Genomic DNA, 25,388 nt, shown 5'->3' on the forward strand with positions numbered 1-25,388 from the left:
CGCCACCGCGCGGGCGGCCCGTCAGCCGAGGGCGAGCACCACCAGGGCGGCCGTGGCCGCCGTCTCCTCCAGCGCCCCGAACACGTCGCCGGTGACCCCGCCGAACCGTCGCACGCAGCGCCGCAGCAGCGACTCCGCGGCGAGCAGCCCGGCGAGCACGGCCAGCCCGTGGCGCAGCGCCCCCCACGGGCCGTCGACCGCGCCGAGCGCGGCGCAGCCGAGTACCGCCGCCACCGCCACCGCCGTCGCGCCGGCCACCGGCACCGTGCCCGCCACCAGAGCGCCGAGCCCTTCCGGCCGGGCCGGCGGGACGCTGCCGCGCGAGGCGAGCGTCAGCGCGAGCCGTGCCGCGACCGCGGCGACGACCGTGCCCGCGGCGCCCTGCTGCCAACCCCTGCCGTACAGCTCGGCGCCGACCGCCACCTGGGCCAGCAGGACGAACAGCAGGGTGACCACACCGAACGGCCCAACGTCCGACTGCTTCATGATCCGCAGCGCGTCCGCCGCCGGCTTGGCGCTGCCCAGGCCGTCGGCGGTGTCGGCGAGCCCGTCCAGATGCAGTCCCCGGGTGAGGACGGACGGCACCGCGGCGGCGGCGACGGCGGCGAACAGCGGCCCCGTCCCGAGCAGCAGCGACAGCGCGCCCGCCGCCGCCGCGCAGACGCCCACCACCAGTCCGGCGAGCGGGGCGCAGAGCATGCCGGCGCGGGCGGCCTCCCGGTCCCAGCGGGTGACGTGGGCGGGGAGGACGGTGAGGGTGCCGAAGGCGAAACGTATGCCGTGGCTGTTCAGGGAGGTCACCGCGCGCAGGCTAGCCGGTGGGGCCCGCCGATAGATTGGCCGAAAGGCCGCAAAGCGCACCGAAAGCGACGTAACGGGAGAGGGTGGCATGGGTCACTGGTGGTACACCAACATCACCGAACCGGGGAAGCTGCCCCTGCTCCTGGCGCTCGCCGCCTTCGTGCTGACGTTCGCGGTCACCCGCACCATCACCCGGATGATCCGCGCCGGGAAGGGCCCCTTCCGCAACATCACCCCCGGCGGGGTGCACATCCACCACGTGGTGCCGGGCGTCGTGCTGTCGGTCGTCGGCGGTTTCGGCGCGGTCGCCAGCGGCAAGCACGGTGCCACCGCCTGCGTCCTCGCGGTCGTCTTCGGCATCGGCGCCGGACTGGTGCTCGACGAGTTCGCGCTGATCGTCCACCTCGACGACGTCTACTGGACCGAGGAGGGCCGCCGCAGCGTGGAGGTGGTGGTGCTCACCGCGTCGCTGCTGCTGCTGGTGCTCGCCGGGTTCGCGCCGTTCGGCGTCAACGAACTCACCGACGAACAGGAGCAGGGCAGGCTGGGGTTCATCCTCACCCTGCTCGTCAACTTCGCGTTCGTGCTGGTGTGCCTGTTCAAGGGGAAGGCGCGGATGGCGGTGATCGGCGTCCTGGTCCCGTTCGTCGCCCTGATCGGCGCCCTCCGGCTGGCCCGCCCCGCCTCGCCCTGGGCCCGCCGCCTCTACCGCCGCCGGCACCGGGCCCGCGCCCGCGCCGTGCTGCGCGCCTACCACCACGACGTGCGCTGGGCGGGCCCGCGCCGCAGGTTCCAGGACCTCATCGGCGGCGCCCCGGACCGCGTGCCGCTGCCGCCCGGCGGACGGTGACCGGGGCGAGGGCGGCGACCGCCCCGGTCCGTACGTCCTCGTACGGCAGGGCTACCGGACGGCCGGCTCCGCCGCGTCCTCCTCCGGCGCCCGCCGTTCCCGCTCCGGGAGCTCCGCCGCCAGCGCCGCCGCGGCCTGCACCAGCGGGAGCGCCAGCAGCGCCCCGGTGCCCTCGCCGACCGTCACCCCGTGGTCCAGCAGCGGCGTCAGCGCCATCCGGTCCAGCGCCTTGGCCTGCGCCGGCTCCCCGCCGGCATGACCGGCCAGCCAGCGGTCCGGGGCGCGGAACGCCGCCCGCTGCGCGACCAGCGCGCACGCCGCGGACACCACGCCGTCCAGGATCACCGGCAGCCTGCGCACCGCGCTCTGCAGCAGGAACCCCGTGATCGCCGCCAGGTCGGCGCCGCCCACCGCCGCCAGCAGCTCCACCTGGTCCCCGAGGACCGGACGGGCCCGCCGCAGCGCGTCGCGGATCGCCGCGCACTTGCGCATCCAGGCGAGGTCGTCGATGCCCGCGCCGCCCCGGCCGGTCACCACCGACGCGTCGGTGCCGCAGAGCGCCGCGATCAGGGTGGAGGCCGCGGTGGTGCCGCCGACGCTGAGATCGCCGAGGACCACCAGGTCGGTGCCGGAGTCGGCCTCCTCGTCGGCGATCCGCATGCCGAGCCGGACGGCCGCCTCGGCCTCCTCCGCGGTCAGCGCGTCCTCGACGTCGATGCGTCCGCTGCCGCGCCGTACCCGGTCCCGGACGACCGCCTCGGGCAGCAGCTCCGGGTCGCAGTCCAGACCCGCGTCCACGACCCGCACCGGCACCGAGAACCGGCGCGCCAGCACCGCGAGCGGGCTCGCCCCGTCGAGGGTGGCCCGGACCAGTTCGTACGTGCTGCCCGCGGGGCGCCCGGAGACGCCGAGTTCCGCCACGCCGTGGTCACCGGCGAACAGCACCACGCGCGGGTTCTCGACGGGACGCACCGGCACGCTCTGCTGCGCGGCGGAGAGCCACTCGCCCAGCTCGTCGAGCCGGCCCAGCGCGCCGGCCGGGACCGTCAGCCGTGCCCGCCGTTCCTCGGCGTCGCGCCGCACGCCGCTGTCGGGGCGCTCGATCAGATCGGAGAAGTCGTCCAGATTCACGGGGGTCTGCCTCGCGGGTCGTCAGGTCGGGACGGGAACCCGCGTGCGGGCCCCCGCCCGGAACAGTACCGCCGCGACCCGCCGCCCCGGCAGGCCCGCCGGGGCCGGCCTCAGCCCCGCAGCGGGACCGCGATCCCCGCCACCACCAGCAGGACCGTCTCGCACTCGGCGGCGATCGCCGCGTTCAGCCGGCCCAGCTCGTCCCGGAACCGCCGCCCGGCCGCGGTCGCCGGGACCACCCCCGAGCCCACCTCGTTGGTCACCGCCACCACCGTCCGCCGGGTCCCGCGTACCGCCGCGACGAGCTCCCCGACCCGCTCCCGCAGCGCCTGCCGGCCGCCGTCCTCCCACCGCGCGTCGTCCCAGGCGTCCACCCGGTCCATCGCGTCCGTCAGCCACAGCGACAGGCAGTCGATGAGCAGCGGCGGCCCGTCCGCCGTCAGCAGATCCGCCAGCTCGCAGGTCTCCTCGGTGCGCCAGGACGCCGGCCGCCGCTCCCGGTGGGTGCCGATCCGGGCCGCCCACTCGGCGTCCCCGTCGCGCCGGCCGCCGGTGGCCACGTAGACCACGTCGGGGCAGGTCTCCAGCCGCCGCTCGGCCTCCACCGACTTGCCCGACCTCGCCCCGCCCGTCACCAGCGTCCGGCGCGGGACGTCCGGTCCGCCCTCGTACGCACCGACCACGAGCGTCGTGCCGTCCGGGACGGTGCGCGCCCCGCCCGCCGCCAGCCGGCGCTCCAGCTCCGCCCCGGGCGGCGCGTCGTGCCCCACGTGGACCGCCACGACGTCCGTCGCCGCTCCCACCGCGCCCGCCGCCCGCAGCCGCGCCACCGCCTCGGGCCGCCCCGCCACGTCGGCCAGCACCAGGTCGTACGGTTCGTCGGCCCGCTCGGGGAGACCGGCCGGGGCGCCGCCCGGCGGCAGGTACAGCAGCCGCTCGCCGCCCGGCCCCGTCACCTCGTAGCCGGTGCCCGGCGCGTCCACCGCGACCGCCCGCAGCCGGTGCCCGCTGATCAGCGTCAGCACCTGTCCGTCCGGCACCCGCCCGGCACGGGGGAGCCCCGGCGGCAGCTCGACGGCCGGCCCGTCGTGCGGGTGGGTCAGCAGCACCTGGCGCACCCCGGTCAGCGACCGGCCCGCCCGCGCGGCCGCGAAGACGACCCCCGGCGTGAGGTCGAGCAGCAGCGCCCCGTCGACCAGCAGGGACGTCGCGGCCCGCGCGCCCGTGCCGCGGGCGGTGGCGCACACGGCGCAGGGGCAGGCGGGCACGGGCAGCCCGTCGGGGGCTCCGGTGCCGAGCAGAGTCAGTTCCACCCTGTGATCTTCCCGTGTCCCCGCGCCGGGTGCGCGCCCGGCTGCGCCTTCCCGGCCGCCCGCCCCGCTTCCCCGGCCGGCGTCCGGTCTGACGCGCGGCCGCCCCAAGGCTCTAGGCTGCGGTCAGCAACACGACCCAGGAGGCTGACATGGCGTGGACGTGGCGGTTCGAGAAGTCCGACGGGACGGAGACGGAGCCGGCCGTGGAGCCGGAGGAGTTCACCACCCAGGGCGACGCGGAATCCTGGATCGGCGAGTTCTGGAAGGAACTGCTCGACGGCGGGGCGGACCAGGTCACGCTCTTCGAGGACTCCACAAAGATCTACGGTCCGATGAGCCTCACGGCGGAGTCGTCCTGACCGTGTCGTGAACGGGCCGGGCGGCGGCCCCGGTCACGACGGTGCGGGCCGCACCGGGGTCTCCCCGGCGCGGCCCGCACACCGTTGTGACCGCTCCGCCCGGCTCAGATCTCGCCGAGGGTGACCTCGGCCGTCCGGCGCTCCCCACCGCGCGTGTACGTGACCGTCACCTTCTCGCCCGGCTCCAGCGCCGCCAGCGCCTCCGAGAGCGAGGTGATGGTGGTGACCGGGGTGTCGCCGATCTTCGTGACGACGTCCCCGGCCTTCATCCCGGCGTCGGCCGCCGCCCCGCTCTTGGCGACCGTCACCAGCGCCACCCCGACCGGACGGTAATCGTCGTCCACGACGGTGCGGCCCGTGACGTCCAGCGCCGCCCGCCCCGAGTCGGTCACCCTGCCGCTCTCGATGATCTGGTCGGCGACCGTCCGGACCATGGAGACGGGGATGGCGAAGCCGATGCCCGGCGCCGCGCTGTCGCCGAGCTGCGGGTCGGTCGCGGCCAGCGTCGGGATGCCGATGACCTCGCTGTCGAGGTTGACCAGCGCGCCCCCGCTGTTGCCCGGATTGATCGCCGCCGAGGTCTGCACCATGTTGGCGATCGTCGCCCCTGTGCCGCCGCCCGTGCGGCTCTCGCTGACGGTGCGCCCCAGCGCCGAGACGATGCCCTGGGTGACGCTGCTGGACAGGCCGAGCGGCGACCCCATGGCCAGCACGATCTGGCCCATGGCGACCTTCTCGGAGTCCCCGAACTTCGCCGCCTTCAGCCCGTCCGGGGTCCGGTCGAACTTCAGGACCGCCAGGTCCTGCTCCGGGTAGGTGGAGACCAGCGTGGCCTTCACCCGCTTCTCGCCGGTCGCCACGCTCACCTGGAAGGACTTCTCGTCGCCCACCACGTGCGCGTTGGTGACGATGTGGCCCTTGTCGTCGTAGACGATCCCCGACCCCAGGCTGTCGGAGGCGTCGATCTGGACCACGGACGGCAGCACGTCGGCGATGACCCGCTCGTAGTCGCTCTGCAGTTCGGCCACCGCGCGGGGGACGGAGGCCTGCCGGGTCGTCCGGGAGGAGGCGTCGGCCGACTCGGCCGCGTCGGTCGCCGCGCCGGAGCAGCCGCTCACCAGCGCGAGCGCGCAGACGGCCGCGACCGGGGGGAGCAGCAGCCGGCGGGTACGGGTGCGGAAGGGGAATGCGTCCATGTCCGGAGTATCGGCGCGGGCCCGCGGCCGGGCCCTGCGCTGATGGGCCGAACGGACCCGCCGCGACACGCCCGGCGACCCGCCCCGGACGGGCCGCCCGCCGTCAGTTCCGTACGCCGCACAGGTGCAGCAGGGCGGCGACGCGCCGGTAGGGCTCGGTGCGCCCCGCCCGGTCCTCGGCCGCGATGATCCGTTCCAGGTCCTGCGGGGCGGGCAGCGCCTCGTCGTTGCCGACGTCGTCGGTGAAGACCCGCACGCCGTACCAGGCGTGCAGCGGCGCGGCGATCCCCGCGAGCGTCGCGGTCAGCGACTCCAGCCGGTCCGCGCGCACGGTCAGCCCGAGGCGGTTGGTGTACGTGACGGTGTCGAACGCCGCGTGCGCCGCGCCGAAGTCGCCGGCCCTGGCCGGCCGCATCGCCAGGGCGTCCGCGTTCCGCACCAGCAGCGACAGCAGCCCGCCGGGCGCCAGCACGCGCGCCAGTCCCGCGAGCAGCCCGTCCGGCTCCTGGACGTACATCAGGACGCCGTGGCACAGGACCACGTCGAAGCTGCCGGGCAGGAAGTGGACCCCGGTCTCCCGGCCGTCGCCCTCGATCAGCCGCACCCGCTCGCGGATGCCCTCGGGCTCCACGCCGAGCGCCTGCCGGGCCGCGGCCAGCATCCGGAGGTCCGACTCCAGGCCGGTCACCGAGTGACCGGCCCGCGCCAGGCGCAGGGCCTGGGTGCCCTGGCCCATGCCGACGTCGAGGATCCGCAACCGCTGCCCGACCGGGAAACGGCCGGCTATCTGCTCGTCGAGCTGGCGGGCGACCAGTTCCTGGCGGACCGTGTTGCGCAGTCCTCCCAGGCCGCCGAGCCACGCGGCGGAGCCCCCGGTGAAACCGGAGGCCTCCGTGCTCAGGGCCGCTCTCCCCGCTTCACCTGCGGCTTGGGCAGCCGCAGACGGCGCATCTGGAGCGTGCGCATCAGGCCGTACGCCACCGCGCCGCGCTTCGGGGTGTCCGGGAAGCGGGCGGCGAGCTGCTTGCGCAGCCGGAAGGCGATGCCGATCGAGTCCAGGACGATCAGCACGATCACGCCGAGCCAGAGCAGCAGCGAGATGTTCTGGATGTTCCGGATCTGGATCACGCTGAGGATCAGGATGACCACGGCGAGCGGCAGGAACCACTCGGCGATGCAGAAGCGCGAGTCGACGAAGTCGCGCACGTAGCGCCGGACCGGGCCCTTGTCACGGACCGGCAGGTAGCGCTCGTCACCGGAGGCCATGGCCTCGCGCTGCCGGGCCAGGTCGACGCGGCGCGCCTCTCGCTGGCGCTTGGCGGCCTCCTTGCGGTCGACCGGTCCGGTCGACGCGCGGCGGCGCTGCGTCTGCGCCTCGTTGCGCTTGGGCGTGGGGCGACCCTTGGGAGCCTGCGGGTCGCGCGGATTCTTGGAGAGGTCCGCCGTCACCTTGTCGGTGGGGGCCTTCTCGTCCTTTGAGCGGCTTCGGAACACAAAATCAAGGGTACGTGGTCGTGAACGGCACCGGCGGACCGGCCGGGAACGATCCGGCAACGGCCCGCCTGCCGGTAAGCGGCGCGACAGGGGCAGAACGGAACTTTTCCGTCCCCGCCCCGTCCGGGCCCCACTCCTCCTGCGGCGGGAGCGATCACCCGGCGCAGTCGTCCTTGGGGAGGACCACATTGGCTCGCGGCAGTGCGGTAATGGAGGCGGGCCCCGTACTGTGGGTTCTGTTGGAGTGCTGGAGCTGAGTCATCTCAGAAGGGGGCGCGCGAAGCCCATGAGCGGTGTCATGAAGCGTATGGGGATGATCTTCCGCGCGAAGGCGAACAAGGCCCTGGACCGGGCCGAGGATCCGCGCGAAACCCTCGACTACTCGTACCAGAAGCAGCTCGAACTGCTGCAGAAGGTGCGCCGCGGAGTCGCCGACGTAGCGACGTCCCGCAAGCGGCTGGAGCTGCAGCTCAACCAGTTGCAGGGCCAGTCGGCCAAGCTGGAGGACCAGGGCCGCAAGGCGCTGGCGCTCGGCCGCGAGGACCTGGCCCGCGAGGCCCTGTCCCGGCGCGCCGCGCTCCAGCAGCAGGTGACCGACCTGGAGACGCAGCACCGGACGCTGCAGGGCGAGGAGGAGAAGCTCACCCTCGCCTCCCAGCGGCTGCAGGCCAAGGTCGACGCCTTCCGCACCAAGAAGGAGACCATCAAGGCGACCTACACGGCGGCGCAGGCGCAGACCCGGATCGGCGAGGCGTTCTCCGGCATCTCCGAGGAGATGGGCGACGTCGGCCTGGCGATCCAGCGCGCCGAGGACAAGACCGCGCAGCTCCAGGCGCGGGCCGGCGCGATCGACGAGCTGCTGGCGTCCGGCGCGCTGGACGACCCGTCCGGGATGGCCAAGGACGACATCGCGGCCGAGCTGGACCGGATCTCCGGCGGCACGGACGTGGAGCTGGAGCTCCAGCGCATGAAGGCGGAACTGGCCGGCGGGTCCTCCTCGCAGCAGGCGATCGAGGGCGGTGCCCAGGACCAGCCGCAGTCCCAGCAGTCCCCGCACAAGTTCGACAAGCAGTGAGGGCGGCGTCATGATCGTACGGATCATGGGGGAGGGCCAGGTCGCACTGGCCGACAGTCACCTCGCCGAGCTGAACACGCTCGACGACGAGTTGCTCGCGGAGATGGAGAGCGGCGACGGCCCCGGCTTCCGCTCCACGCTCCACGCCCTGCTCGGCAGGGTCCGCGAGCTGGGCGACCCGCTGCCGGACGACTCCCTGGAGCCGTCCGAGCTGATCCTGCCGTCACCGGACGCCACGCTCGAAGAGGTGCGGGCCATGCTCCGCGACGACGGCCTGATCCCCGGCTGACGGCGCCGCCCCGCCCGTACATCCACGAAGCCCGCCGCCCCGCCCGGTCCCGCACCGGCCGGCGCGGCGGGCTTCGCGGTCTCCCGCCCGCGCGGCACGCCGTCACCGCCTGCCCGCAGGCACGGACCCCGTCCGTACGGACCCCGTCCGGGTGGGCGGCGGACGCCGCGACACGCCGTACCGTTGCTCGATGTGACCACCCTCGGAACCGGGCTCGTGCGCGCCCGCTGCTGGCTGCGGCACCACTCCCTCGCGTTCGACGCCGCGCTCGCGCTGGCCGTGCTGGCGGCGATGGTCGTGGCGTCGTTCACGGCCCCCGGCGCCCCGCACGAACGGCCCGACTTCGGCGGCCGTACGCCCGGCGCGACCAGCGTGGTGCTGATGGCCGTCGCCGCCTCCGCGCTGGTGCTGCGCCGGCGGCGGCCGATGGCGGTGCTCGCCTTCACCGTCGCCCTGTCGGCCGGCGAGTTCGTCTTCGCGGACCCGCCCGCCCCGGTCGTGATGGGCGCGGTGATAGCGCTGTTCACCGTCGCCTCCCGCACCGACCGGCCCACCACCTGGCGGGTGGCCCTGGTGGCCGGGGTGTTCATGGTGATGCCGGCCATGCTCTTCGGCGCGGGGCCCTGGTACAGCCAGGAGAACCTCGGGGTGGTCGCCTGGGTCGGGCTCGCGGGCGCCGCGGGGGACGCCGTGCGCAGCCGCCGGGCCTTCGTCGACGCCATCCGGGAGCGTGCCGAACGCGCCGAGCGCACCCGCGAGGAGGAGGCCCGCCGCCGGGTCGCCGAGGAGCGGCTGCGGATCGCCCGCGACCTGCACGACGTGGTCGCCCACCACATCGCCCTGGTCAACGTGCAGGCCGGGGTCGCCGCGCACGTCATGGACAAGCGGCCGGACCAGGCCAAGGAGGCGCTCGCGCACGTACGCGACGCCAGCCGCTCGGCGCTCGACGAACTCCGCGCCACCGTCGGCCTGCTGCGCCAGAGCGGCGACCCGGAGGCGCCGACCGAACCGGCCCCCGGCCTCGCCGTGCTCGGGCCGCTGGTGGACACCTTCCGCAACGCCGGCCTCCCCGTGGAGGTGGCCTGCGCGCCGGACGCGCCCCCGCTGCCCGCCGCCGTCGACCTGGCCGCCTACCGCGTGGTCCAGGAGGCGCTGACCAATGTGCGCAAGCACTCCGGAGCCGGAGCCAGGGCCGAAGTCAGCGTCGTACGGGTGGATTCCACCGTGGAGATCACCGTCATCGACAACGGCCGCGGACACCGCGTGCCGGGGGAGGCCCGGCCGGTCGACGAGGGCGGCGGCCACGGCCTGCTCGGCATGCGCGAACGCGTCACCGCGCTCGGCGGCGCCCTCGCCGCGGGCCCCCGCTACGGCGGCGGCTTCCGCGTCCAGGCGATACTGCCCCTCGACACCGCGGCGCTCGCGGTGCCGGCGCCGCGGGACGGGGCCGCGCCCACCGGGACGGCCGCCGCGCACGGACCGGACAGGACGGGGGGACGCGCATGACACCGATCACGGTGCTGCTCGCCGACGACCAGGCGCTGCTGCGCAGCGCTTTCCGGGTCCTGGTGGACTCGGAGCCCGACATGCGGGTCGTCGGGGAGGCGGAGGACGGCGCCCGCGCCGTCGAACTGGCCCGTGCCGTACGGCCCGACGTCGTGCTGATGGACATCCGGATGCCGGGCACCGACGGTCTGGCCGCCACCCGTCTGATCAGCGCCGACCCGGAACTCGCCGACGTCCACGTCGTCATGCTCACCACCTTCGAGGTCGACGAGTACGTGGTGCAGTCGCTGCGCGCCGGAGCCTGCGGATTCCTGGGCAAAGGTGCGGAACCGGATGAACTGCTCAACGCGATACGGGTGGCGGCGGCGGGCGACGCGCTGCTCTCCCCGGCGGCCACCCGCGGGCTGATCGCCTCGTTCCTCGCCCAGCGCCCCGGTCCGCACGACGAACTGCCGGACGCGGCCGCGTACTCCGAGCGACTGGCGGCGCTCACGGTCCGCGAGCGCGAGGTCCTGGTGCAGGTCGCGGCCGGCCACTCCAACGACGAGATCGCCCGCCGGCTCGCGGTCAGCCCGCTCACCGTGAAGACGCACGTCAACCGCGCCATGTCGAAGCTCGGCGCCCGCGACCGGGCCCAACTGGTCGTGGTGGCCTACGAGTCGGGGCTGGTGCGGCCGCGCGCGCAGTGACGCCCGCCGCCCGCCGCCACCCGCCGCGTCCCGTCCGGGTGGAGAGGGAGTACTCCACCTGCGGTACGCGGGGGACGGCAAAGCAGTCCGGGGGCCGAGGAATCGGGCGGCCGGATGGTGCATCGTATGAGTGGGTCGGGTGTGTCCCGCGTTCCTCGCACCGGCCCCTCTGCCGCGTACGCCACAGAAGAGAGACCCACCCATGTCCTGGCTGTCGAAATTCAGCCTCGCGCAACGGGCCCTGATCGGACTGATATCGATCGTCGCGCTCGTCTTCGGCGCGATCGCCGTCCCGCAGCTCAAGCAGCAACTGCTGCCGACCATCGAACTGCCGATGGTGTCGGTGATCGCGCCCTATCAGGGGGCCTCCCCCGACGTGGTCGAGAAGCAGGTCGTCGAGCCGCTGGAGAACTCGATCAAGGCCGTCGACGGCATCGAGGGCATCACCTCGACCGCCAGCGAGGGCAACGCCGTCGTCATGGCGACGTTCGACTTCGGCGACGAGGGCACCAAGCAGCTCGTCGCGGACATCCAGCAGGCCGTGAACCGCGCGGGCAACCTCATGCCCGAGGGTGTGGACCCGCAGGTCATCGCCGGCTCCACCGACGACATCCCGGCGGTCGTGCTCGCCGTGACGTCCGACAAGGACCAGCAGGCGCTCGCCGACCAGCTCGACCGCACGGTCGTGCCCGCCCTCCAGGACATCGACGGCGCCGGCCAGGTCACCGTCACCGGCGTCCAGGAACTCCGGGTCGCCGTCACCCCCGACGACAAGAAGCTCGCCGCGGCGGGCCTGAACACCGGGGCGCTCTCCGCAGGCCTCAAGGCCGCGGGCGGCACCCTGCCGGCCGGTTCGTTCGACGAGTCCGGCAAGAGCCGCACCATCCAGGTCGGCGGCAACTTCACCTCGCTGCGCCAGATCGAGGACGTCCGGATCGCGCCCGAGGGCAAGGGCGGCGAGGCGGTGCGCGTCGGCGACGTCGCCGCGGTCTCCCAGCAGCCCGCCGCCGCCACCTCCATCACCCGCACCAACGGCAAGCCCAGCCTCGCCGTCATGGTGACGATGGACCAGGACGGCAGCGCCGTCGCCATCTCCGACGCGGTGCAGGACAAGCTGCCCGATCTGCGCAAGGACCTCGGGTCCGGCGCCGAGCTGACCGTCGTCACCGACCAGGGACCGGCCGTCTCCAAGGCGATCTCCGGCCTGACCACCGAGGGCGCGCTCGGCCTGCTCTTCGCGGTCGTCGTGATCCTGGTCTTCCTCGCGTCGATCCGCTCGACGCTGGTCACCGCGGTCTCCATCCCGCTCTCCGTGGTCCTCGCGCTGATCGTGCTGTGGACCCGCGACCTGTCCCTCAACATGCTCACGCTCGGCGCGCTGACCATCGCGATCGGCCGGGTGGTGGACGACTCGATCGTCGTCCTGGAGAACATCAAGCGCCACCTCGGCTACGGCGAGGAGCGGCAGACCGCCATCCTCACCGCGGTCCGCGAGGTCGCCGGGGCCGTCACCTCCTCCACCCTGACCACCGTCGCCGTGTTCCTGCCGATCGGTCTGGTGGGCGGCATGGTCGGCCAGCTCTTCGGATCGTTCTCGCTGACCGTCACGGCGGCCCTGCTGGCCTCGCTGCTGGTCTCGCTCACCGTGGTCCCGGTGCTCTCGTACTGGTTCCTGCGCGCCCCCGAGGGCGCGGTGGAGAATCCGGAGGAGGCCCGGCGCGAGGCCGAGGAGAAGGAGGCGGCGAGCAAGCTCCAGCGGCTCTACGTCCCCGTCCTGCGCTTCGCCACCCGCCGCCGGGTCACCAGCGTCGTGCTGGCCCTGGTGATCCTGCTCGGCACCTTCGGCATGGCCCCGCTGCTCAAGACCAACTTCTTCGACGCGGGCGAGCAGGAGGTCCTGTCGATCACGCAGAAGCTGGAGCCCGGCACCAGCCTGGCGACGGCCGACGCGGCCGCCCGCAAGGTCGAGAAGGTCATCGCGGACGACGAGGGCGTCGAGGACTACCAGGTCAACGTCGGCTCGTCCGGCTTCATGGCGGCCTTCGGCGGCGGCACCGGCGCCAACCAGGCCACCTACCAGATCACCCTGAAGGACGCCTCCGCGTACGACGCGACCCAGAAGCGTCTGGAGGAGGGACTCGCCGGCCTCGACGGCATCGGTGAGACCTCGATCGCCGCGGGCGGCGGCTTCGGCGGCCAGGACCTGAGCGTGGTCGTCAAGGCCGCGGACGGCGACGTGCTGAAGAAGGCCGCCGAAGCGGTCCGCGCCGAGGTCGCGAAGCTCGACGGCGTCACCGACGTCCAGAGCGACCTCTCGCAGAGCGTCCCGCGCATCTCGGTGAAGGCCAACGACAAGGCGGCCGCCGCCGGGTTCGACCAGACCATGCTCGGCGGCGTCGTCGCCGGCGCGGTCAGCGGCGTCCCCTCCGGCACCGCGATGCTCGACGACACCGAGCGCGACGTCGTCGTCACCTCCTCCCGCCCGGCCACCACCATGGCCGAGCTGAAGGCGCTCCCGCTCGGCCCGGTCACCCTCGGCCGGATCGCCGACGTCGAACTCGTCCCCGGCCCGGTCTCCATGACCCGGATCGACGGACAGCGCGCCGCGACGATCACCGCCCGGCCGACCGACGAGAACACCGGCGCCGTCTCCACCGAACTGGCGAGCAAGCTGAACGCCCTGGACCTGCCCGAGGGCGCCACCGCCACCATCGGCGGCGTCACCGCGGACCAGGACGACGCCTTCGCCAACCTGGCCCTCGCCATGCTGGCCGCCGTCGCGATCGTCTTCATGCTGCTGGTGGCCACCTTCCGGTCGCTGATCCAGCCGCTGATCCTGCTGGTCTCCATCCCGTTCGCCGCCACCGGCGCCATCGGCCTGCTGGTGATCACCGGCACCCCGCTGGGCGTCCCGGCGATGATCGGCATGCTGATGCTCATCGGCATCGTGGTGACCAACGCGATCGTGCTGATCGACCTGATCAACCAGTACCGCGCGCAGGGCATGGGCGTCGTGGAGGCGGTCATCGAGGGCGGCCGTCACCGGCTCCGCCCGATCCTGATGACCGCCCTGGCGACGATCTTCGCCCTGCTCCCGATGGCGCTCGGCGTCACCGGCGAGGGCGGGTTCATCTCGCAGCCGCTCGCGGTCGTGGTCATCGGCGGCCTGGTCACCTCCACGCTGCTGACGCTGCTGCTCGTGCCGACGCTCTACGCGGTGGTCGAGCTGCGCAAGGAGCGCCGGGCGGCCAAGAAGGCGGCCAAGCGCGCGGCGAAGGACGACGCCCCGGCCGCGTCCGCCGACGTCAAGGAGACGGAGCCGTCGGGCGTGTGACCCGGACGGCGACCGCATGACACGGGGGCCTGTCCCGCGCACCCGCGCGGGACAGGCCCCCTGCTTCGCACCGGCGGCCGTGGGCCGGCGCGTGCCGGACCACCGGGCCGTTACGGCAGCGCCAGCATCCGCTCCAGCGCCAGCTTGGCGTACTTCTCCGTCTCCGGGTCGACCTCGATCCGGTTGACCAGCTTGCCCTCGGCCAGCGACTCCAGCGTCCACACCAGGTGCGGGAGGTCGATGCGGTTCATGGTCGAGCAGAAGCAGACCGTCTTGTCGAGGAAGACGATCTCCTTGTCCTCCGCGGCGAAACGGTTCGCCAGGCGGCGGACCAGGTTCAGCTCCGTGCCGATGGCCCACTTGGAACCTGCCGGAGCCGCCTCCAGCGCCTTGATGATGTACTCCGTCGAGCCGACCTGGTCCGCGGCGGCGACGACCTCGTGCTTGCACTCCGGGTGCACCAGCACGTTGACGCCGGGGATGCGGGCGCGCACGTCCTCCACGGACTCCACCGAGAAGCGGCCGTGCACCGAGCAGTGGCCCCGCCACAGGATCATCTTCGCGTCCCGCAGCTGCTCGGCGGTCAGCCCGCCGTTCGGCTTGTGCGGGTTGTAGAGGACGCAGTCCTCCAGCGACATCCCGAGGTCGCGCACCGCGGTGTTGCGCCCCAGGTGCTGGTCCGGGAGGAACAGCACCTTCCGGCCCTTCTCGAACGCCCACTCCAGCGCCCGCTCCGCGTTGGACGAGGTGCAGATGGTGCCGCCGTGGCGGCCGGTGAAGGCCTTGATGTCGGCGGACGAGTTCATGTACGAGACCGGCACGACCTCGTCGGCCACGCCCGCCTCGGTCAGCACGTCCCAGCATTCGGCGACCTGCTCGGCGGTGGCCATGTCGGCCATCGAGCACCCCGCAGCCAGGTCCGGCAGCACGACCTTCTGGTCGGCGGAGGTCAGGATGTCGGCCGACTCCGCCATGAAGTGCACGCCGCAGAAGACGATGTACTCCGCCTCGGGCCTCGCCGCCGCGTCGCGCGCCAGCTTGAAGGAGTCGCCGGTGACGTCAGCGAACTGGATGACCTCGTCGCGCTGGTAGTGGTGGCCGAGCACGAAGACCTTGTCGCCGAGCTTCTCCTTCGCGGCACGGGCGCGCTCCACCAGGTCCGGGTCGGACGGGGAGGGGAGGTCGCCGGGGCATTCGACGCCGCGCTCGCTCTTCGGGTCGGCCTCGCGGCCGAGCAGCAGCAGAGCGAGGGGCGTCGGCTGAACGTCCAGGGGCTGGGCCGTGGTCACGTCACGCACCCTTTCTTCGAAATCATGCGCGGCGGGGGCCGCACCGGCGGAGCAGGCGTCGCACCGGAACACCTTTTCGTCTATTTGACGTTATCTATGATAACCGGATCGTGTCACTTTGACGATGGCCGATAGCGTCGATGTGACGCATTCCCCGCGCACGGGGTGTGCGAGCATGAAAGGAACAGGCAAGCGCCCGGCCCGGAATGAATCCGCGGCTGTGACGGTTGCACCGTCGGCAAGCAGTCCGTACAACCCGGGAGCGAAGCAGATGTCCGTATCGGACGAGACCACCACCGTGAGCGACGGCATTCTCCTGTCCGACGCCGCCGCAGCCAAGGTCAAGGGCCTGCTGGAGCAGGAAGGCCGTGACGACCTGGCGCTGCGCGTCGCCGTCCAGCCCGGCGGCTGCTCGGGCCTGCGCTACCAGCTCTTCTTCGACGAGCGGTCCCTCGACGGCGACGTCGTGAAGGACTTCGACGGTGTCAAGGTCGTCACCGACCGCATGAGCGCCCCGTACCTCGGCGGCGCCTCGATCGACTTCGTCGACACCATCGAGAAGCAGGGCTTCACGATCGACAACCCGAACGCCACCGGCTCCTGCGCCTGCGGCGACTCGTTCAGCTAAACCGTCCCCCCACCGTCCGCAGCGTTCCCGGCACCCGTCCGGGACACGCGCGAACGGCACGACGCGCGACGGCGGCGGCCCCGGAATTCCCTTCCGGGGCCGCCGCCGTCGTGTGCGGGGCGCGGACGCCGCCTCAGACGCGCGGCACCGCGTGGCCGGTGGCCGCGTCGACGACCGTGCGGCCGCCCAGCGGCGCGTCCAGTTCCACCGTGCGCTCCAGCTCCTTGGCGATCATGACGCACGCCTTGTCGCCGGACTGCCGGCGCTCCGTCACGGTCACGCTCACCTGCCCCGCGCTCTCCTTCGCCGCCGCGGAGTAGTCGGCGCACACCCCGCCCCAGAAGGTCACCTTCAGAGACCGCCCGTCGGCCGTGTACGAGGTGACCTTGCCGCCGCCCGAGGGGCTCGGCTCCCGCGGCGTCTCCAGGTGCTCCGGCTCCACCGCGACCGCGTCGACCGTGGAGAGCGGACCGCCCGGGGCCGCGCGCACCTGGAACAGCCAGGACGGCACCAGGGCCCGGCGCCCGTCCTCGTACCGCAGCGCCAGTCCGAAGACCGCGTCCTCGACCGTCAGGACCGGGGCGGGGCGGCCGGCGGACGGCACGCACTGCGGTGCGGACGGCTTGCCCGCACCTCCGGTCCCCTCCAGCGGGGCGGGTGTGGCGCAACCGCCGGGGTCCGGCGGCGCGCCGGCGGTCGCGTTGAGCCGGTCCAGGGTCTCCGCCGCGGTCAGCACCGGGTACTGGGCGCCCTCGGTGAGCGCCTTGAGCTGTCCGCTGCCGCCCACCACGTCCCCGTCCGGACCGATCTGCACGCCCGTCGACCAGCCGTACGTCGGCAGCCCGTCCGCCACCGGGTCGGCGTTCACCACCCGCACCGGGCCCATCAGCTGACCCGCGTTCAGCGCGGCGCCGCTCTGGCCCACCGCCTTCAGCACCGGGGCGGCCGCCGCCTTCGCGGTCCGTTCGTCGACCGGCTCCGGCGCGCCCGACGCGGCGCCCGCGCCGTTGGCGCACATGGCCCCCGACGGGCAGGGCGAGAGGCCGCCCGAGCCGTCCGCCGCGAAGGTCCAGGTGCCCGGGGCCTCCCGGGTGACCTGCAGATACGGCCCCTCGGCGTGCTGGGCGGAGCCCACCCGCCAGACGGAGCCCTCGGCCCGCGGCGTCCCGCCGACCCCGAGCGCCCGCGCCAGCCGGGCCACCTCCGCAGCGCCCACCGAACCGGTCGCACGGTGCACCGCGGCCGACTCCGGGCCCTCGGGCAGTTCGCCGGAGGCGCGGTAGACGGGGCTGCCGGGGTCCGGCTCGCCGGGCGCGAACCCGCCGCCCGACGCCGTCCCGCCGGAGTCCGCGGCCCCGGCGTCCGCGCCTTCGGAGGCCGTGCCGCCGGCCGGGGACAGGCCCGCTCCGGTGGCGTCGAGGGCGAGTGGCGGCACGGACCGGCCGGGCGCGGCGGCGGTGCTCTCCACCGCGGTGCCGTCCGCCGCGGTCGTCGCCCACCAGGCCCCGCCGCCTCCCGCCAGCAGGACCGCCGCCGCGACGGAGACCGCCGCGAGACGGGGCCGCCGACGGGTGCCGGTCGCTTCGTTGTCGTCGGGTCGTTCGGTGCTCACCGGATCGCTCCTTCGCCGTCGCGGACCTGCGTCCGCCCCCGGGACGGGGACACGGGTGGGACGGACCCGGCGGTGTCACGGTTCCACGGCCGCCGCGGGGGAGCGGTCCCGGCGGGGCCGGTTCAGTCGCCGTAGTCGGACATGGCGTCCACCAGCCGGGCCGAGGCGGGCGGCACGACGACCCCGTTGATCAGGGACGGAGCCACCGCGGGGGCGTCCTTCCGCGGCGGCGCGGACCAGTGCGGCGCCATGCGCGCGCAGTCCCCGCGCAGTTCGGCCAGGCTCATCTCGGACTCGGGCGGTGCGATGTGCTTCGGCATATCCGCACCGTATGCACGAACCGGTCCAAGGGGTAAGCCCTACTATCGGGTAGTTTCGGCCCCTCCACCGTTGCCTCCCTCACCGGGTAGCGTGAACTGTCACGCCGTCCCGGAGGGCGCGCCCGCGCGTTCCCTTCGCCTTCCGCAGGAGCAGCCTCCCGTGCGCATCGCAGTCACCGGCTCCATCGCCACCGACCACCTCATGACCTTCCCCGGCCGTTTCGCCGACCAGCTCGTCGCCGACCAGTTGCACACGGTCTCCCTCTCCTTCCTGGTCGACGGACTCGACGTGCGGCGGGGCGGCGTCGCCGCGAACATCGCGTACGGCATGGGACTCCTCGGCACCGCCCCGGTCCTGGTCGGCGCGGCCGGCTCGGACTTCGACGACTACCGCGCCTGGCTCGACCGGCACGGCGTCGACACCGAGTCGGTCCGCATCTCCGAGGTGCTGCACACCGCGCGCTTCGTCTGCACCACCGACGCCGACCACAACCAGATCGGCTCCTTCTACACCGGCGCCATGAGCGAGGCCCGGCTGATCGAGCTGCACAGCGTCGCCGAGCGGGTGGGCGGCCTGGACCTCGTCTCCATCGGCGCCGACGACCCCGAGGCGATGCTCCGCCACACCGAGGAGTGCCGCGCCCGCGCGATCCCGTTCGCCGCCGACTTCTCCCAGCAGATCGCCCGCATGAACGGCGAGGAGATCCGCGTCCTGCTCGAAGGCGCCACCTACCTCTTCTCCAACGAGTACGAGAAGGGGCTCATCGAGTCCAAGACCGGCTGGAGCGACGAGCAGGTGCTCGCCAAGGTCGGCCACCGGATCACCACCCTCGGCGCCCGGGGCGTGCGCATCGAGCGGGTCGGCGAGCCGGTCATCGAGGTCGGCTGCCCCGACGAGGAGACCAAGGCGGACCCGACCGGCGTCGGCGACGCCTTCCGGGCGGGCTTCCTGTCCGGCCTCGCCTGGGGGGTGTCGCTGGAGCGCGCCGCGCAGGTCGGCTGCATGCTCGCCACCCTGGTGATCGAGACGGTCGGCACCCAGGAGTACAGCCTGCACCGCTCCGGCTTCATGGACCGTTTCACCAAGGCGTACGGCGAGGACGCCGCCGCCGAGGTGCGCGCGCACCTCGGCTGACCGTCCGGCCCCGTCGCCCCGCCGCCCCCGTCCGTACGGGGCGGCGGGGCGACGGCGTGTCAGACCAGCCGGCGGACCGTGTAGGCGGTGCCGCGCCCGGCCGGCCGCTCCCCGGCGTACTCCTGGCCGCGCATCTCGCACCAGGCCGGGACGTCCAGCCGGGCGGCCTCGTCGTCGGAGAGCACGGTCACCGTCGCGCCCACCGGCACGTCCCCGATCACCTTGGCCAGCTCGATCACCGGAATCGGGCAGCGCCGCCCGAGGGCGTCCACCACCAGCGACCCCTCCGGCGCGTCCGCGCCGGGCGTCCGCGTGCCGGGCGTCCGCGCGCCGGGTGCCTCCGGGTCCTGGGCGGACGGGCGGGCGGGCGCGGCGGCGGGGGCGACGGGGGAGGCGGCGACGGTGGAGTCGGCGACGGGGGCGCCGAGCCGCTCGCGCACCTCCCCGACCAGCCCCGGCAGCAGTTCCAGGAAGCGGTCGACGTCCGCCCCGGTGGTCCCGGCCGGCAGCGACACCCGGATGTTCCCCTCCGACAGGACCCCCATCGCCCGCAGCACATGGCTGGGCGTCAGCGTGCTGCTCGTGCAGGACGAACCGGACGACACGGAGAAACCCGCGCGGTCCAGGGCGTGCAGCAGGGTCTCCCCGTCGACGTAGAGGCAGGAGAAGGTCACCAGGTGCGGCAGGCGCCGCACGGGGTCGCCCACCACCTCCACGTCCGGCACCCGTTCGGCCACCACGGACCGGATGCGGTCCACCAGGGCCCGCAGCCGCGCCGCCTCGGCCGCCGCCTCCGCCCGTACCGCCCGCAGCGAGGCCGCCGCCGCCACCACGGCCGGCAGGTTCCCGAACCCGGGCGACCGGCCCGACTCGCGCTCGTCCACCGGGGCCGGCGGGGCGAACCTGACCCCCTTGCGCACCGCCAGCAGCCCCACGCCGGGCGGGCCGCCCCACTTGTGGGCGCTGGCCGCCAGCACCGACCAGCCCTCCGCCGGGCGTTCCCACCCGAGCGACTGGGCCGCGTCCACCAGCAGCGGCACCCCGGCCGCCGCGCAGACCTCCGCGACCTCGGCGACCGGCTGCACGGTCCCCACCTCGTGGTTGGCCGACTGGAGGCAGGCCAGCGCGGTGTCCGGGCGCAGCGCGTCCGCGTACCCGGCGGCGGAGGCGGCGCCGCTCCGGTCCACCGGGACCTCGGTGACCGTCCCGCCGCGCGCCCCGTGGGCGTCCGCCGCGTGCAGCACCGACGAGTGTTCGACCGCCGAGACCAGCAGTCCGCCTCCGACACGCCGACGCCCCGAAAGAGCTCCGGCAATTCCGGAATGCACCGCGGCGGTCCCCGAAGGGGTGAAAACCAGTTCGTCCGGACGGCAGCCGACGGCCTCCGCGGCCGCCTCGCGGGCGGCGTCCAGCAGCAGCCGGGCCCGCCTCCCCTCCCGGTGCAGCCGGGCCGGATCGGCCCATCCGTCGTCCAGCGAGGCAAGCAGCGCCTGACGCGCGACGGGATGCAGGGGGGCGGCCGAGGCCGCGTCGAAGTAGGGCACCCGGACACGCTAGCCCCGCCCGGACCCCCGCCGGGCGGCGGCCGTCCGGCGGCGGGGCGGAGGATGCGTCAGACAGCGGCCGGAAGCGGGGATTCCATCCCTTCGGGGAGTCGGGCGGCGCGTTGGGCACCCTCCCCGCGCGACCCCAAATAGCGTCCAGTAGGGTTTGGTCCGCATAAACATCCAAACCCCTGCCCGCGTCAGGGCCGGCGACCGACCAGAGAAATCACGGGACGCGCCGACCGAAGCGGGCGAGACTCTCGGGAAGGCGCTACGTGAGTCCCAACGGCTCCGACCGCTCGTCGCGGCGCCCGATGCGGCGGAAGCTGCCGCAGGTGCTGACTGCGGGCCTGGTCCTGGCGACGGCCTCCGGTTGTTCATACAACTGGGAGGATTTTCCCCGCCTCGGTATGCCCACCCCGGTAACGGAAGAGGCTCCTCGGATCCTTTCCCTCTGGCAGGGCTCGTGGGCGGCAGCGCTCGCCACGGGTGTCCTGGTCTGGGGACTGATCCTCTGGAGCGTCGTCTTCCACCGGCGTAGCCGGACCAAGGTGGAGGTACCTCCGCAGACCAGGTACAACATGCCCATCGAGGCGTTGTACACAGTGGTACCCCTCATCATCGTCTCGGTGCTCTTCTACTTCACCGCGCGCGACGAGTCGAAGCTCCTGACGCTCTCCTCGAAGCCGGCCCACACCATCAACGTGGTCGGCTACCAGTGGAGCTGGGCCTTCAACTACGTCGAGAAGGTCGAGGGCGAGCCCTCCACCGGCGGCGAGGTCCCCAAGGAGCTCGCGTCGATCCCCGACCGGTACGTCAAGGACTTCCCGTCGGACGCCAACGGCGTCTACGACGTGGGTATCCCCGGTACCCGCAACCCGCAGAACGGCAACCCGGGTCCGACCCTGTGGCTGCCCAAGGGCGAGAAGGTCCGTTTCGTCCTGACTTCGCGTGACGTCATCCACTCCTTCTGGGTGGTGCCGTTCCTCATGAAGCAGGACGTCATCCCGGGCCACACCAACGCTTTCGAGGTCACTCCGAACAAGGAGGGCACCTTCAAGGGCAAGTGCGCCGAGCTGTGCGGCGTCGACCACTCCCGGATGCTCTTCAACGTCAAGGTCGTCTCTCCCGAGCGTTACCAGCAGCACCTCAAGGAGCTGGCGGAGAAGGGTCAGACGGGCTACGTGCCGGCAGGCATCGAGCAGACGGACCCGGCCAGGAATGCGGAGACGAACAAACTGTGAGCATCCTCAACGAATCCCAGGGTGCCGCGGCGGCAGACGACTCGTACGAGGACGAGCTGCCGGTACGGCGCAAGCAGCCGGGGAACACCGTCATCAAGTGGCTGACCACCACTGACCACAAGACGATCGGCACGCTCTACCTGGTCACGTCGTTCGTGTTCTTCTGCATCGGCGGGGTCATGGCGCTCTTCATGCGCGCCGAGCTGGCCCGTCCGGGCACGCAGATCATGTCGAACGAGCAGTTCAACCAGGCGTTCACGATGCACGGCACGATCATGCTGCTGATGTTCGCGACGCCGCTGTTCTCCGGTTTCGCGAACTGGATCATGCCGCTGCAGATCGGCGCGCCCGACGTGGCGTTCCCGCGGCTGAACATGTTCGCCTACTGGCTGTACCTCTTCGGCTCGATCATCGCGGTGGCCGGCTTCCTCACCCCGCAGGGCGCCGCCGACTTCGGATGGTTCGCCTACTCCCCGCTGTCGGACGCGGTCCGCTCGCCGGGCGTCGGCGCCGACATGTGGATCATGGGTCTGGCCTTCTCGGGCTTCGGCACGATCCTCGGTTCGGTCAACTTCATCACCACGATCATCTGCATGCGCGCGCCCGGCATGACGATGTTCCGGATGCCGATCTTCACCTGGAACGTCCTGCTGACCGGTGTGCTGGTCCTGCTGGCCTTCCCGGTCCTCGCCGCCGCGCTCTTCGCGCTGGAGGCGGACCGTAAATTCGGCGCCCACGTATTCGACGCCAGCAACGGCGGGGCATTGCTGTGGCAACACCTCTTCTGGTTCTTCGGGCACCCGGAGGTGTACATCATCGCGTTGCCGTTCTTCGGCATCGTCAGTGAGGTCATCCCCGTCTTCAGCCGCAAGCCGATGTTCGGTTACATCGGTCTGATCGGTGCGACGATCGCCATCGCCGGCCTCTCGGTGACGGTGTGGGCGCACCACATGTACGTCACCGGTGGAGTCCTGCTGCCGTTCTTCTCCTTCATGACGTTCCTCATCGCGGTGCCCACCGGGGTGAAGTTCTTCAACTGGATCGGCACCATGTGGAAGGGCTCCCTGTCCTTCGAGACGCCGATGCTCTGGTCGGTCGGCTTCCTGATCACCTTCGCCTTCGGTGGTCTGACCGGCGTCATCCTGGCCTCGCCGCCGATGGACTTCCACGTCTCCGACTCCTACTTCGTCGTGGCGCACTTCCACTACGTCGTCTTCGGCACCGTGGTCTTCGCGATGTTCGCCGGATTCCACTTCTGGTGGCCGAAGTTCACCGGCAAGATGCTGGACGAGCGGCTCGGCAAGATCACCTTCTGGACGCTGTTCATCGGCTTCCACGGCACGTTCCTGGTGCAGCACTGGCTCGGCGCCGAGGGCATGCCGCGGCGCTACGCGGACTACCTCGCCGCCGACGGCTTCACCGCGCTGAACACGATCTCGACGATCTCCTCGTTCCTGCTCGGTCTGTCGATCCTGCCGTTCTTCTACAACGTCTGGAAGACCGCCAAGTACGGCAAGAAGATCGAGGTCGACGACCCGTGGGGCTACGGCCGCTCCCTGGAGTGGGCGACGTCCTGCCCGCCGCCGCGCCACAACTTCATCACCCTGCCGCGGATCCGTTCCGAGTCCCCGGCGTTCGACCTGCACCACCCGGAGATCACCGCTCTGGAGCAGCTCGACCACATCTCCGAGGACGACAAGGCTCTCGCAGGCGGTAAGGAGGCAGGCAAGTGAAGATCCAGGGCAAGTTGTTCATCTGGCTGAGCGTCTTCATCCTCGCCATGGCCATCACGTACGGCGTGTGGTCGAGGGAGCCGGTGGGCACCACGGCGCTCGTGCTGGCGTTCGGCCTGGCCATCATGATCGGCTTCTACCTGGCCTTCACGGCCAACCGGGTCGACGCCATGGCCCAGGACAACAAGGAGGCCGACGTCGCGGACGAGGCCGGCGACGTGGGGTTCTTCTCCCCGCACAGCTGGCAGCCGCTCGCGCTGTCGATCGGCGGCGCCTTCGCCTTCCTCGGTGTGGCCGTCGGCTGGTGGCTGATCTACTTCTCGGCCCCGCTGCTGCTGATCGGCCTCTTCGGCTGGGTCTTCGAGTACTACCGCGGTGAGAACCGCACCCAGTAGCACGGCTTCACCAGCACCGCCTCACGAGGGCCCGCGACACTCGCCAGTCGAGTGGAACGGGCCCTCGTTCGCAGTCTCCCGCCGCGCTGGAACGCGCGAACCTTCCTAGCGTGTCGGCTATGAACCACACGCCGCGCATCCGCACCGTAGTGAGTTGCACCCTGCTGGTCGTGACCCTGGCCGCCGGTGCGACCGCCTGTGGGGAGTCCGACGGTCACCCGCTCTCGGCGAAGCCCTTCGACGCGGCGGACCAGGTCTCCTTCAACGCCCCGGACGACAGCAGGAAGGTCGACCCCGACAAGCCGCTGGAAGTCACCGTCAAGGATGACGACGGCCGCATCACCGACGTGACGGCGGTGGACGCGGACGGCCGGCACCTGGCCGGCGAGCTGACCGCGGACGGCAGGCGCTGGCACTCCACGGCCCCGCTGGCCGCCGGGACCCGCTACACGGTGAAGGTCTCCACCGAGAACACCGACGGCTCCCCGGGCGGCCGCACGCTGTCCTTCGACACCGCTTCGCCCAAGAAGCTCCTGAACGTCACGTTCGGCCCGCAGAAGGGCACTTACGGCGTCGGGCAGCCCGTCACCGCCGAACTGAGCGCCCCGGTGACCGGCAAGGCCGCCCGCGCGACGGTCGAGCGCGCCCTGCGCGTCCGCTCCACCCCCGCCGTGACCGGCTCCTGGTACTGGGTGGACGACAAGATCCTGCACTACCGGCCGCAGGACTACTGGCCCGCGCGGGCCACCGTCGAGGTCACCAGCAAGCTCAAGGGCATCAAGGTGACCGACACCCTGTACGGCGCGGGCACCGCCCCGCTGAAGCTGGCCATCGGCGACCGGATCGAGGCGGTCACCGACGCCTCCGCGCACGAGATGACCGTGCTGCGCAACGGAGAAGTGATCAACACCATCCCGGTGACCACCGGCAAACCGGGCTTTTCCACCCGTAACGGCATCAAAGTCGTCCTCGGCAAGGAGTACTTCGTCCAGATGCGCGGCGAGACCGTCGGCATCGCCGAGGGCAGCTCGGAGTCCTACGACCTGCCCGTCTACTACGCCACCCGGGTGACGTGGAGCGGGGAGTACGTGCACGCCGCGCCGTGGTCGACCGGCTCCCAGGGCAACGCCAACGTCAGCCACGGCTGCACCGGGATGTCGACCAGCAACGCCGAATGGTTCTTCGACACCGTGCGCGAGGGCGACATCGTCGAGGTCACCCACAGCGAGGGGGAGACCATGACCCCCTTCGACAACGGGTTCGGCGACTGGAACCTGTCGTGGGAGGAGTGGCAGAAGGGCAGCGCCGTCCACGGCGGGGGCGGGGGACGCGCGGACACCGGTGCGAACAGCGTCGAGACCGCGCGCCTGCGGCCCCAGGTCTAGAGCCGGGGGGATGCGCCGCCCGGGACGGACACGGAGCGTACGGGCCCCGTACGGCCGGTACGGCCC

23 protein-coding genes are annotated in these 25,388 nt (G+C 72.7%); 13 read left to right on the forward strand and 10 right to left on the reverse strand.

Annotation, left to right across the window (positions count from 1 at the left end; translation table 11 throughout):
* Positions 1–21 precede the first annotated feature (21 nt).
* Positions 22–801, reverse strand: coding sequence for an adenosylcobinamide-GDP ribazoletransferase (locus Q0994_RS08110; protein ID WP_299530871.1), 780 nt, complete (start codon positions 799–801; stop codon positions 22–24).
* 88 nt (positions 802–889) lie between these two features.
* Between Q0994_RS08110 and Q0994_RS08115 the strand changes: the two genes are divergently transcribed.
* A complete protein-coding gene (locus Q0994_RS08115; protein ID WP_299530873.1) occupies positions 890–1,651 on the forward strand; it encodes a hypothetical protein in 762 nt (253 codons plus the stop codon).
* A 51-nt stretch (positions 1,652–1,702) separates the two neighbouring features.
* On the opposite strand, the gene cobT is transcribed toward Q0994_RS08115, so the two are convergent.
* Both cobT and Q0994_RS08125 read right to left on the reverse strand, forming a co-directional pair.
* Positions 1,703–2,782 carry a nicotinate-nucleotide--dimethylbenzimidazole phosphoribosyltransferase gene (gene cobT / locus Q0994_RS08120; RefSeq protein ID WP_299530875.1) on the reverse strand — a complete coding sequence of 360 codons (1,080 nt, stop codon included), beginning with the start codon at positions 2,780–2,782 and terminating at the stop codon, positions 1,703–1,705.
* A gap of 110 nt (positions 2,783–2,892) precedes the next feature.
* Entirely contained in the window at positions 2,893–4,095 is a 1,203-nt protein-coding gene (locus Q0994_RS08125) for a bifunctional adenosylcobinamide kinase/adenosylcobinamide-phosphate guanylyltransferase (protein WP_299530877.1), read from the reverse strand.
* Positions 4,096–4,244: 149 nt separating this feature from the next.
* On the opposite strand from Q0994_RS08125, the gene Q0994_RS08130 reads away from it, so the two are divergent.
* Positions 4,245–4,454 (forward strand): hypothetical protein, encoded by a 210-nt coding sequence (locus Q0994_RS08130; protein WP_299530879.1) that lies wholly within the window; start codon positions 4,245–4,247, stop codon positions 4,452–4,454.
* A gap of 104 nt (positions 4,455–4,558) precedes the next feature.
* Here the strand turns inward: Q0994_RS08130 and Q0994_RS08135 are convergent, their stop codons facing one another.
* The 3 genes from Q0994_RS08135 to Q0994_RS08145 form a co-directional block, all read right to left on the reverse strand.
* Positions 4,559–5,650, reverse strand: a complete 1,092-nt coding sequence (locus tag Q0994_RS08135) for a S1C family serine protease (RefSeq protein ID WP_299530881.1) — start codon at positions 5,648–5,650, stop codon at positions 4,559–4,561.
* A gap of 103 nt (positions 5,651–5,753) precedes the next feature.
* A complete protein-coding gene (locus Q0994_RS08140) occupies positions 5,754–6,488 on the reverse strand; it encodes a bifunctional 2-polyprenyl-6-hydroxyphenol methylase/3-demethylubiquinol 3-O-methyltransferase UbiG (protein ID WP_299531331.1) in 735 nt (244 codons plus the stop codon).
* A gap of 59 nt (positions 6,489–6,547) precedes the next feature.
* Positions 6,548–7,144, reverse strand: coding sequence for a DUF3043 domain-containing protein (locus Q0994_RS08145; protein WP_299530883.1), 597 nt, complete (start codon positions 7,142–7,144; stop codon positions 6,548–6,550).
* Positions 7,145–7,442: 298 nt separating this feature from the next.
* Here Q0994_RS08145 and Q0994_RS08150 point away from each other — a divergent pair, with 298 nt between their 5' ends.
* The 5 genes from Q0994_RS08150 (at position 7,443) to Q0994_RS08170 (ending at position 14,037) form a co-directional block, all read left to right on the forward strand.
* Positions 7,443–8,219, forward strand: a complete 777-nt coding sequence (locus Q0994_RS08150; RefSeq protein WP_299530885.1) for a PspA/IM30 family protein — start codon at positions 7,443–7,445, stop codon at positions 8,217–8,219.
* 10 nt (positions 8,220–8,229) lie between these two features.
* Entirely contained in the window at positions 8,230–8,508 is a 279-nt protein-coding gene (locus Q0994_RS08155; protein WP_299530887.1) for a PspA-associated protein PspAA, read from the forward strand.
* 192 nt (positions 8,509–8,700) lie between these two features.
* Entirely contained in the window at positions 8,701–10,014 is a 1,314-nt protein-coding gene (locus tag Q0994_RS08160) for a sensor histidine kinase (RefSeq protein ID WP_299530889.1), read from the forward strand.
* Positions 10,011–10,703: a response regulator transcription factor gene (locus Q0994_RS08165; RefSeq protein ID WP_299530891.1), complete on the forward strand. Its 693-nt coding sequence runs from the start codon at positions 10,011–10,013 to the stop codon at positions 10,701–10,703. Before Q0994_RS08160 ends, Q0994_RS08165 begins: the two co-directional genes overlap by 4 nt.
* A gap of 202 nt (positions 10,704–10,905) precedes the next feature.
* Positions 10,906–14,037, forward strand: coding sequence for an efflux RND transporter permease subunit (locus Q0994_RS08170; protein ID WP_299530893.1), 3,132 nt, complete (start codon positions 10,906–10,908; stop codon positions 14,035–14,037).
* Between the two features lie 110 nt (positions 14,038–14,147).
* Here Q0994_RS08170 and nadA read toward each other — a convergent pair whose 3' ends face one another.
* On the reverse strand, positions 14,148–15,326 hold the full coding sequence (gene nadA / locus Q0994_RS08175) for a quinolinate synthase NadA (RefSeq protein ID WP_299530895.1): 1,179 nt from the start codon (positions 15,324–15,326) through the stop codon (positions 14,148–14,150).
* A 271-nt stretch (positions 15,327–15,597) separates the two neighbouring features.
* Here nadA and Q0994_RS08180 point away from each other — a divergent pair, with 271 nt between their 5' ends.
* Complete coding sequence (locus Q0994_RS08180; RefSeq protein ID WP_030933606.1) at positions 15,598–15,954, forward strand: iron-sulfur cluster assembly accessory protein; 357 nt, start codon at positions 15,598–15,600, stop codon at positions 15,952–15,954.
* A 133-nt stretch (positions 15,955–16,087) separates the two neighbouring features.
* On the opposite strand, the gene Q0994_RS08185 is transcribed toward Q0994_RS08180, so the two are convergent.
* Positions 16,088–17,566 (reverse strand): hypothetical protein, encoded by a 1,479-nt coding sequence (locus Q0994_RS08185; RefSeq protein WP_299530922.1) that lies wholly within the window; start codon positions 17,564–17,566, stop codon positions 16,088–16,090.
* Positions 17,567–17,688: 122 nt separating this feature from the next.
* Positions 17,689–17,886: a hypothetical protein gene (locus Q0994_RS08190; protein ID WP_299530924.1), complete on the reverse strand. Its 198-nt coding sequence runs from the start codon at positions 17,884–17,886 to the stop codon at positions 17,689–17,691.
* 160 nt (positions 17,887–18,046) lie between these two features.
* Here Q0994_RS08190 and Q0994_RS08195 point away from each other — a divergent pair, with 160 nt between their 5' ends.
* Complete coding sequence (locus Q0994_RS08195; protein WP_299530927.1) at positions 18,047–19,021, forward strand: carbohydrate kinase family protein; 975 nt, start codon at positions 18,047–18,049, stop codon at positions 19,019–19,021.
* A gap of 59 nt (positions 19,022–19,080) precedes the next feature.
* On the opposite strand, the gene Q0994_RS08200 is transcribed toward Q0994_RS08195, so the two are convergent.
* Complete coding sequence (locus Q0994_RS08200) at positions 19,081–20,565, reverse strand: cysteine desulfurase/sulfurtransferase TusA family protein (protein ID WP_299530930.1); 1,485 nt, start codon at positions 20,563–20,565, stop codon at positions 19,081–19,083.
* 275 nt (positions 20,566–20,840) lie between these two features.
* On the opposite strand from Q0994_RS08200, the gene coxB reads away from it, so the two are divergent.
* The 4 genes from coxB to Q0994_RS08220 all read left to right on the forward strand — a co-directional run bounded on the left by coxB (position 20,841) and on the right by Q0994_RS08220 (position 25,322).
* Positions 20,841–21,809: a cytochrome c oxidase subunit II gene (gene coxB / locus Q0994_RS08205; protein ID WP_299530932.1), complete on the forward strand. Its 969-nt coding sequence runs from the start codon at positions 20,841–20,843 to the stop codon at positions 21,807–21,809.
* Positions 21,806–23,542 (forward strand): cytochrome c oxidase subunit I, encoded by a 1,737-nt coding sequence (gene ctaD / locus Q0994_RS08210; protein ID WP_299530934.1) that lies wholly within the window; start codon positions 21,806–21,808, stop codon positions 23,540–23,542. Before coxB ends, ctaD begins: the two co-directional genes overlap by 4 nt.
* Positions 23,539–23,937 (forward strand): cytochrome c oxidase subunit 4, encoded by a 399-nt coding sequence (locus tag Q0994_RS08215; RefSeq protein WP_299530936.1) that lies wholly within the window; start codon positions 23,539–23,541, stop codon positions 23,935–23,937. Before ctaD ends, Q0994_RS08215 begins: the two co-directional genes overlap by 4 nt.
* A gap of 119 nt (positions 23,938–24,056) precedes the next feature.
* Complete coding sequence (locus tag Q0994_RS08220) at positions 24,057–25,322, forward strand: Ig-like domain-containing protein (protein ID WP_299530938.1); 1,266 nt, start codon at positions 24,057–24,059, stop codon at positions 25,320–25,322.
* Positions 25,323–25,388: the final 66 nt, after the last annotated feature.

Origin of the sequence: uncultured Streptomyces sp. (assembly GCF_947488945.1) — a bacterium.
Classification (GTDB): domain Bacteria; phylum Actinomycetota; class Actinomycetes; order Streptomycetales; family Streptomycetaceae; genus Streptomyces.

Excerpts from the sequence above, each read along its gene's own strand:
- Q0994_RS08115 (WP_299530873.1), top strand. The coding sequence starts at position 890 with ATGGGTCACTGGTGGTACACCAACATCACCGAACCGGGGAAGCTGCCC.
- Q0994_RS08130 (WP_299530879.1), top strand. The coding sequence starts at position 4,245 with ATGGCGTGGACGTGGCGGTTCGAGAAGTCCGACGGGACGGAGACGGAG.
- Q0994_RS08135 (WP_299530881.1), bottom strand. The coding sequence starts at position 5,650 with ATGGACGCATTCCCCTTCCGCACCCGTACCCGCCGGCTGCTGCTCCCC.
- Q0994_RS08150 (WP_299530885.1), top strand. The coding sequence starts at position 7,443 with ATGAAGCGTATGGGGATGATCTTCCGCGCGAAGGCGAACAAGGCCCTG.
- Q0994_RS08155 (WP_299530887.1), top strand. The coding sequence starts at position 8,230 with ATGATCGTACGGATCATGGGGGAGGGCCAGGTCGCACTGGCCGACAGT.
- Q0994_RS08165 (WP_299530891.1), top strand. The coding sequence starts at position 10,011 with ATGACACCGATCACGGTGCTGCTCGCCGACGACCAGGCGCTGCTGCGC.
- Q0994_RS08170 (WP_299530893.1), top strand. The coding sequence starts at position 10,906 with ATGTCCTGGCTGTCGAAATTCAGCCTCGCGCAACGGGCCCTGATCGGA.
- Q0994_RS08180 (WP_030933606.1), top strand. The coding sequence starts at position 15,598 with ATGTCCGTATCGGACGAGACCACCACCGTGAGCGACGGCATTCTCCTG.
- Q0994_RS08190 (WP_299530924.1), bottom strand. The coding sequence starts at position 17,886 with ATGCCGAAGCACATCGCACCGCCCGAGTCCGAGATGAGCCTGGCCGAA.
- Q0994_RS08220 (WP_299530938.1), top strand. The coding sequence starts at position 24,057 with ATGAACCACACGCCGCGCATCCGCACCGTAGTGAGTTGCACCCTGCTG.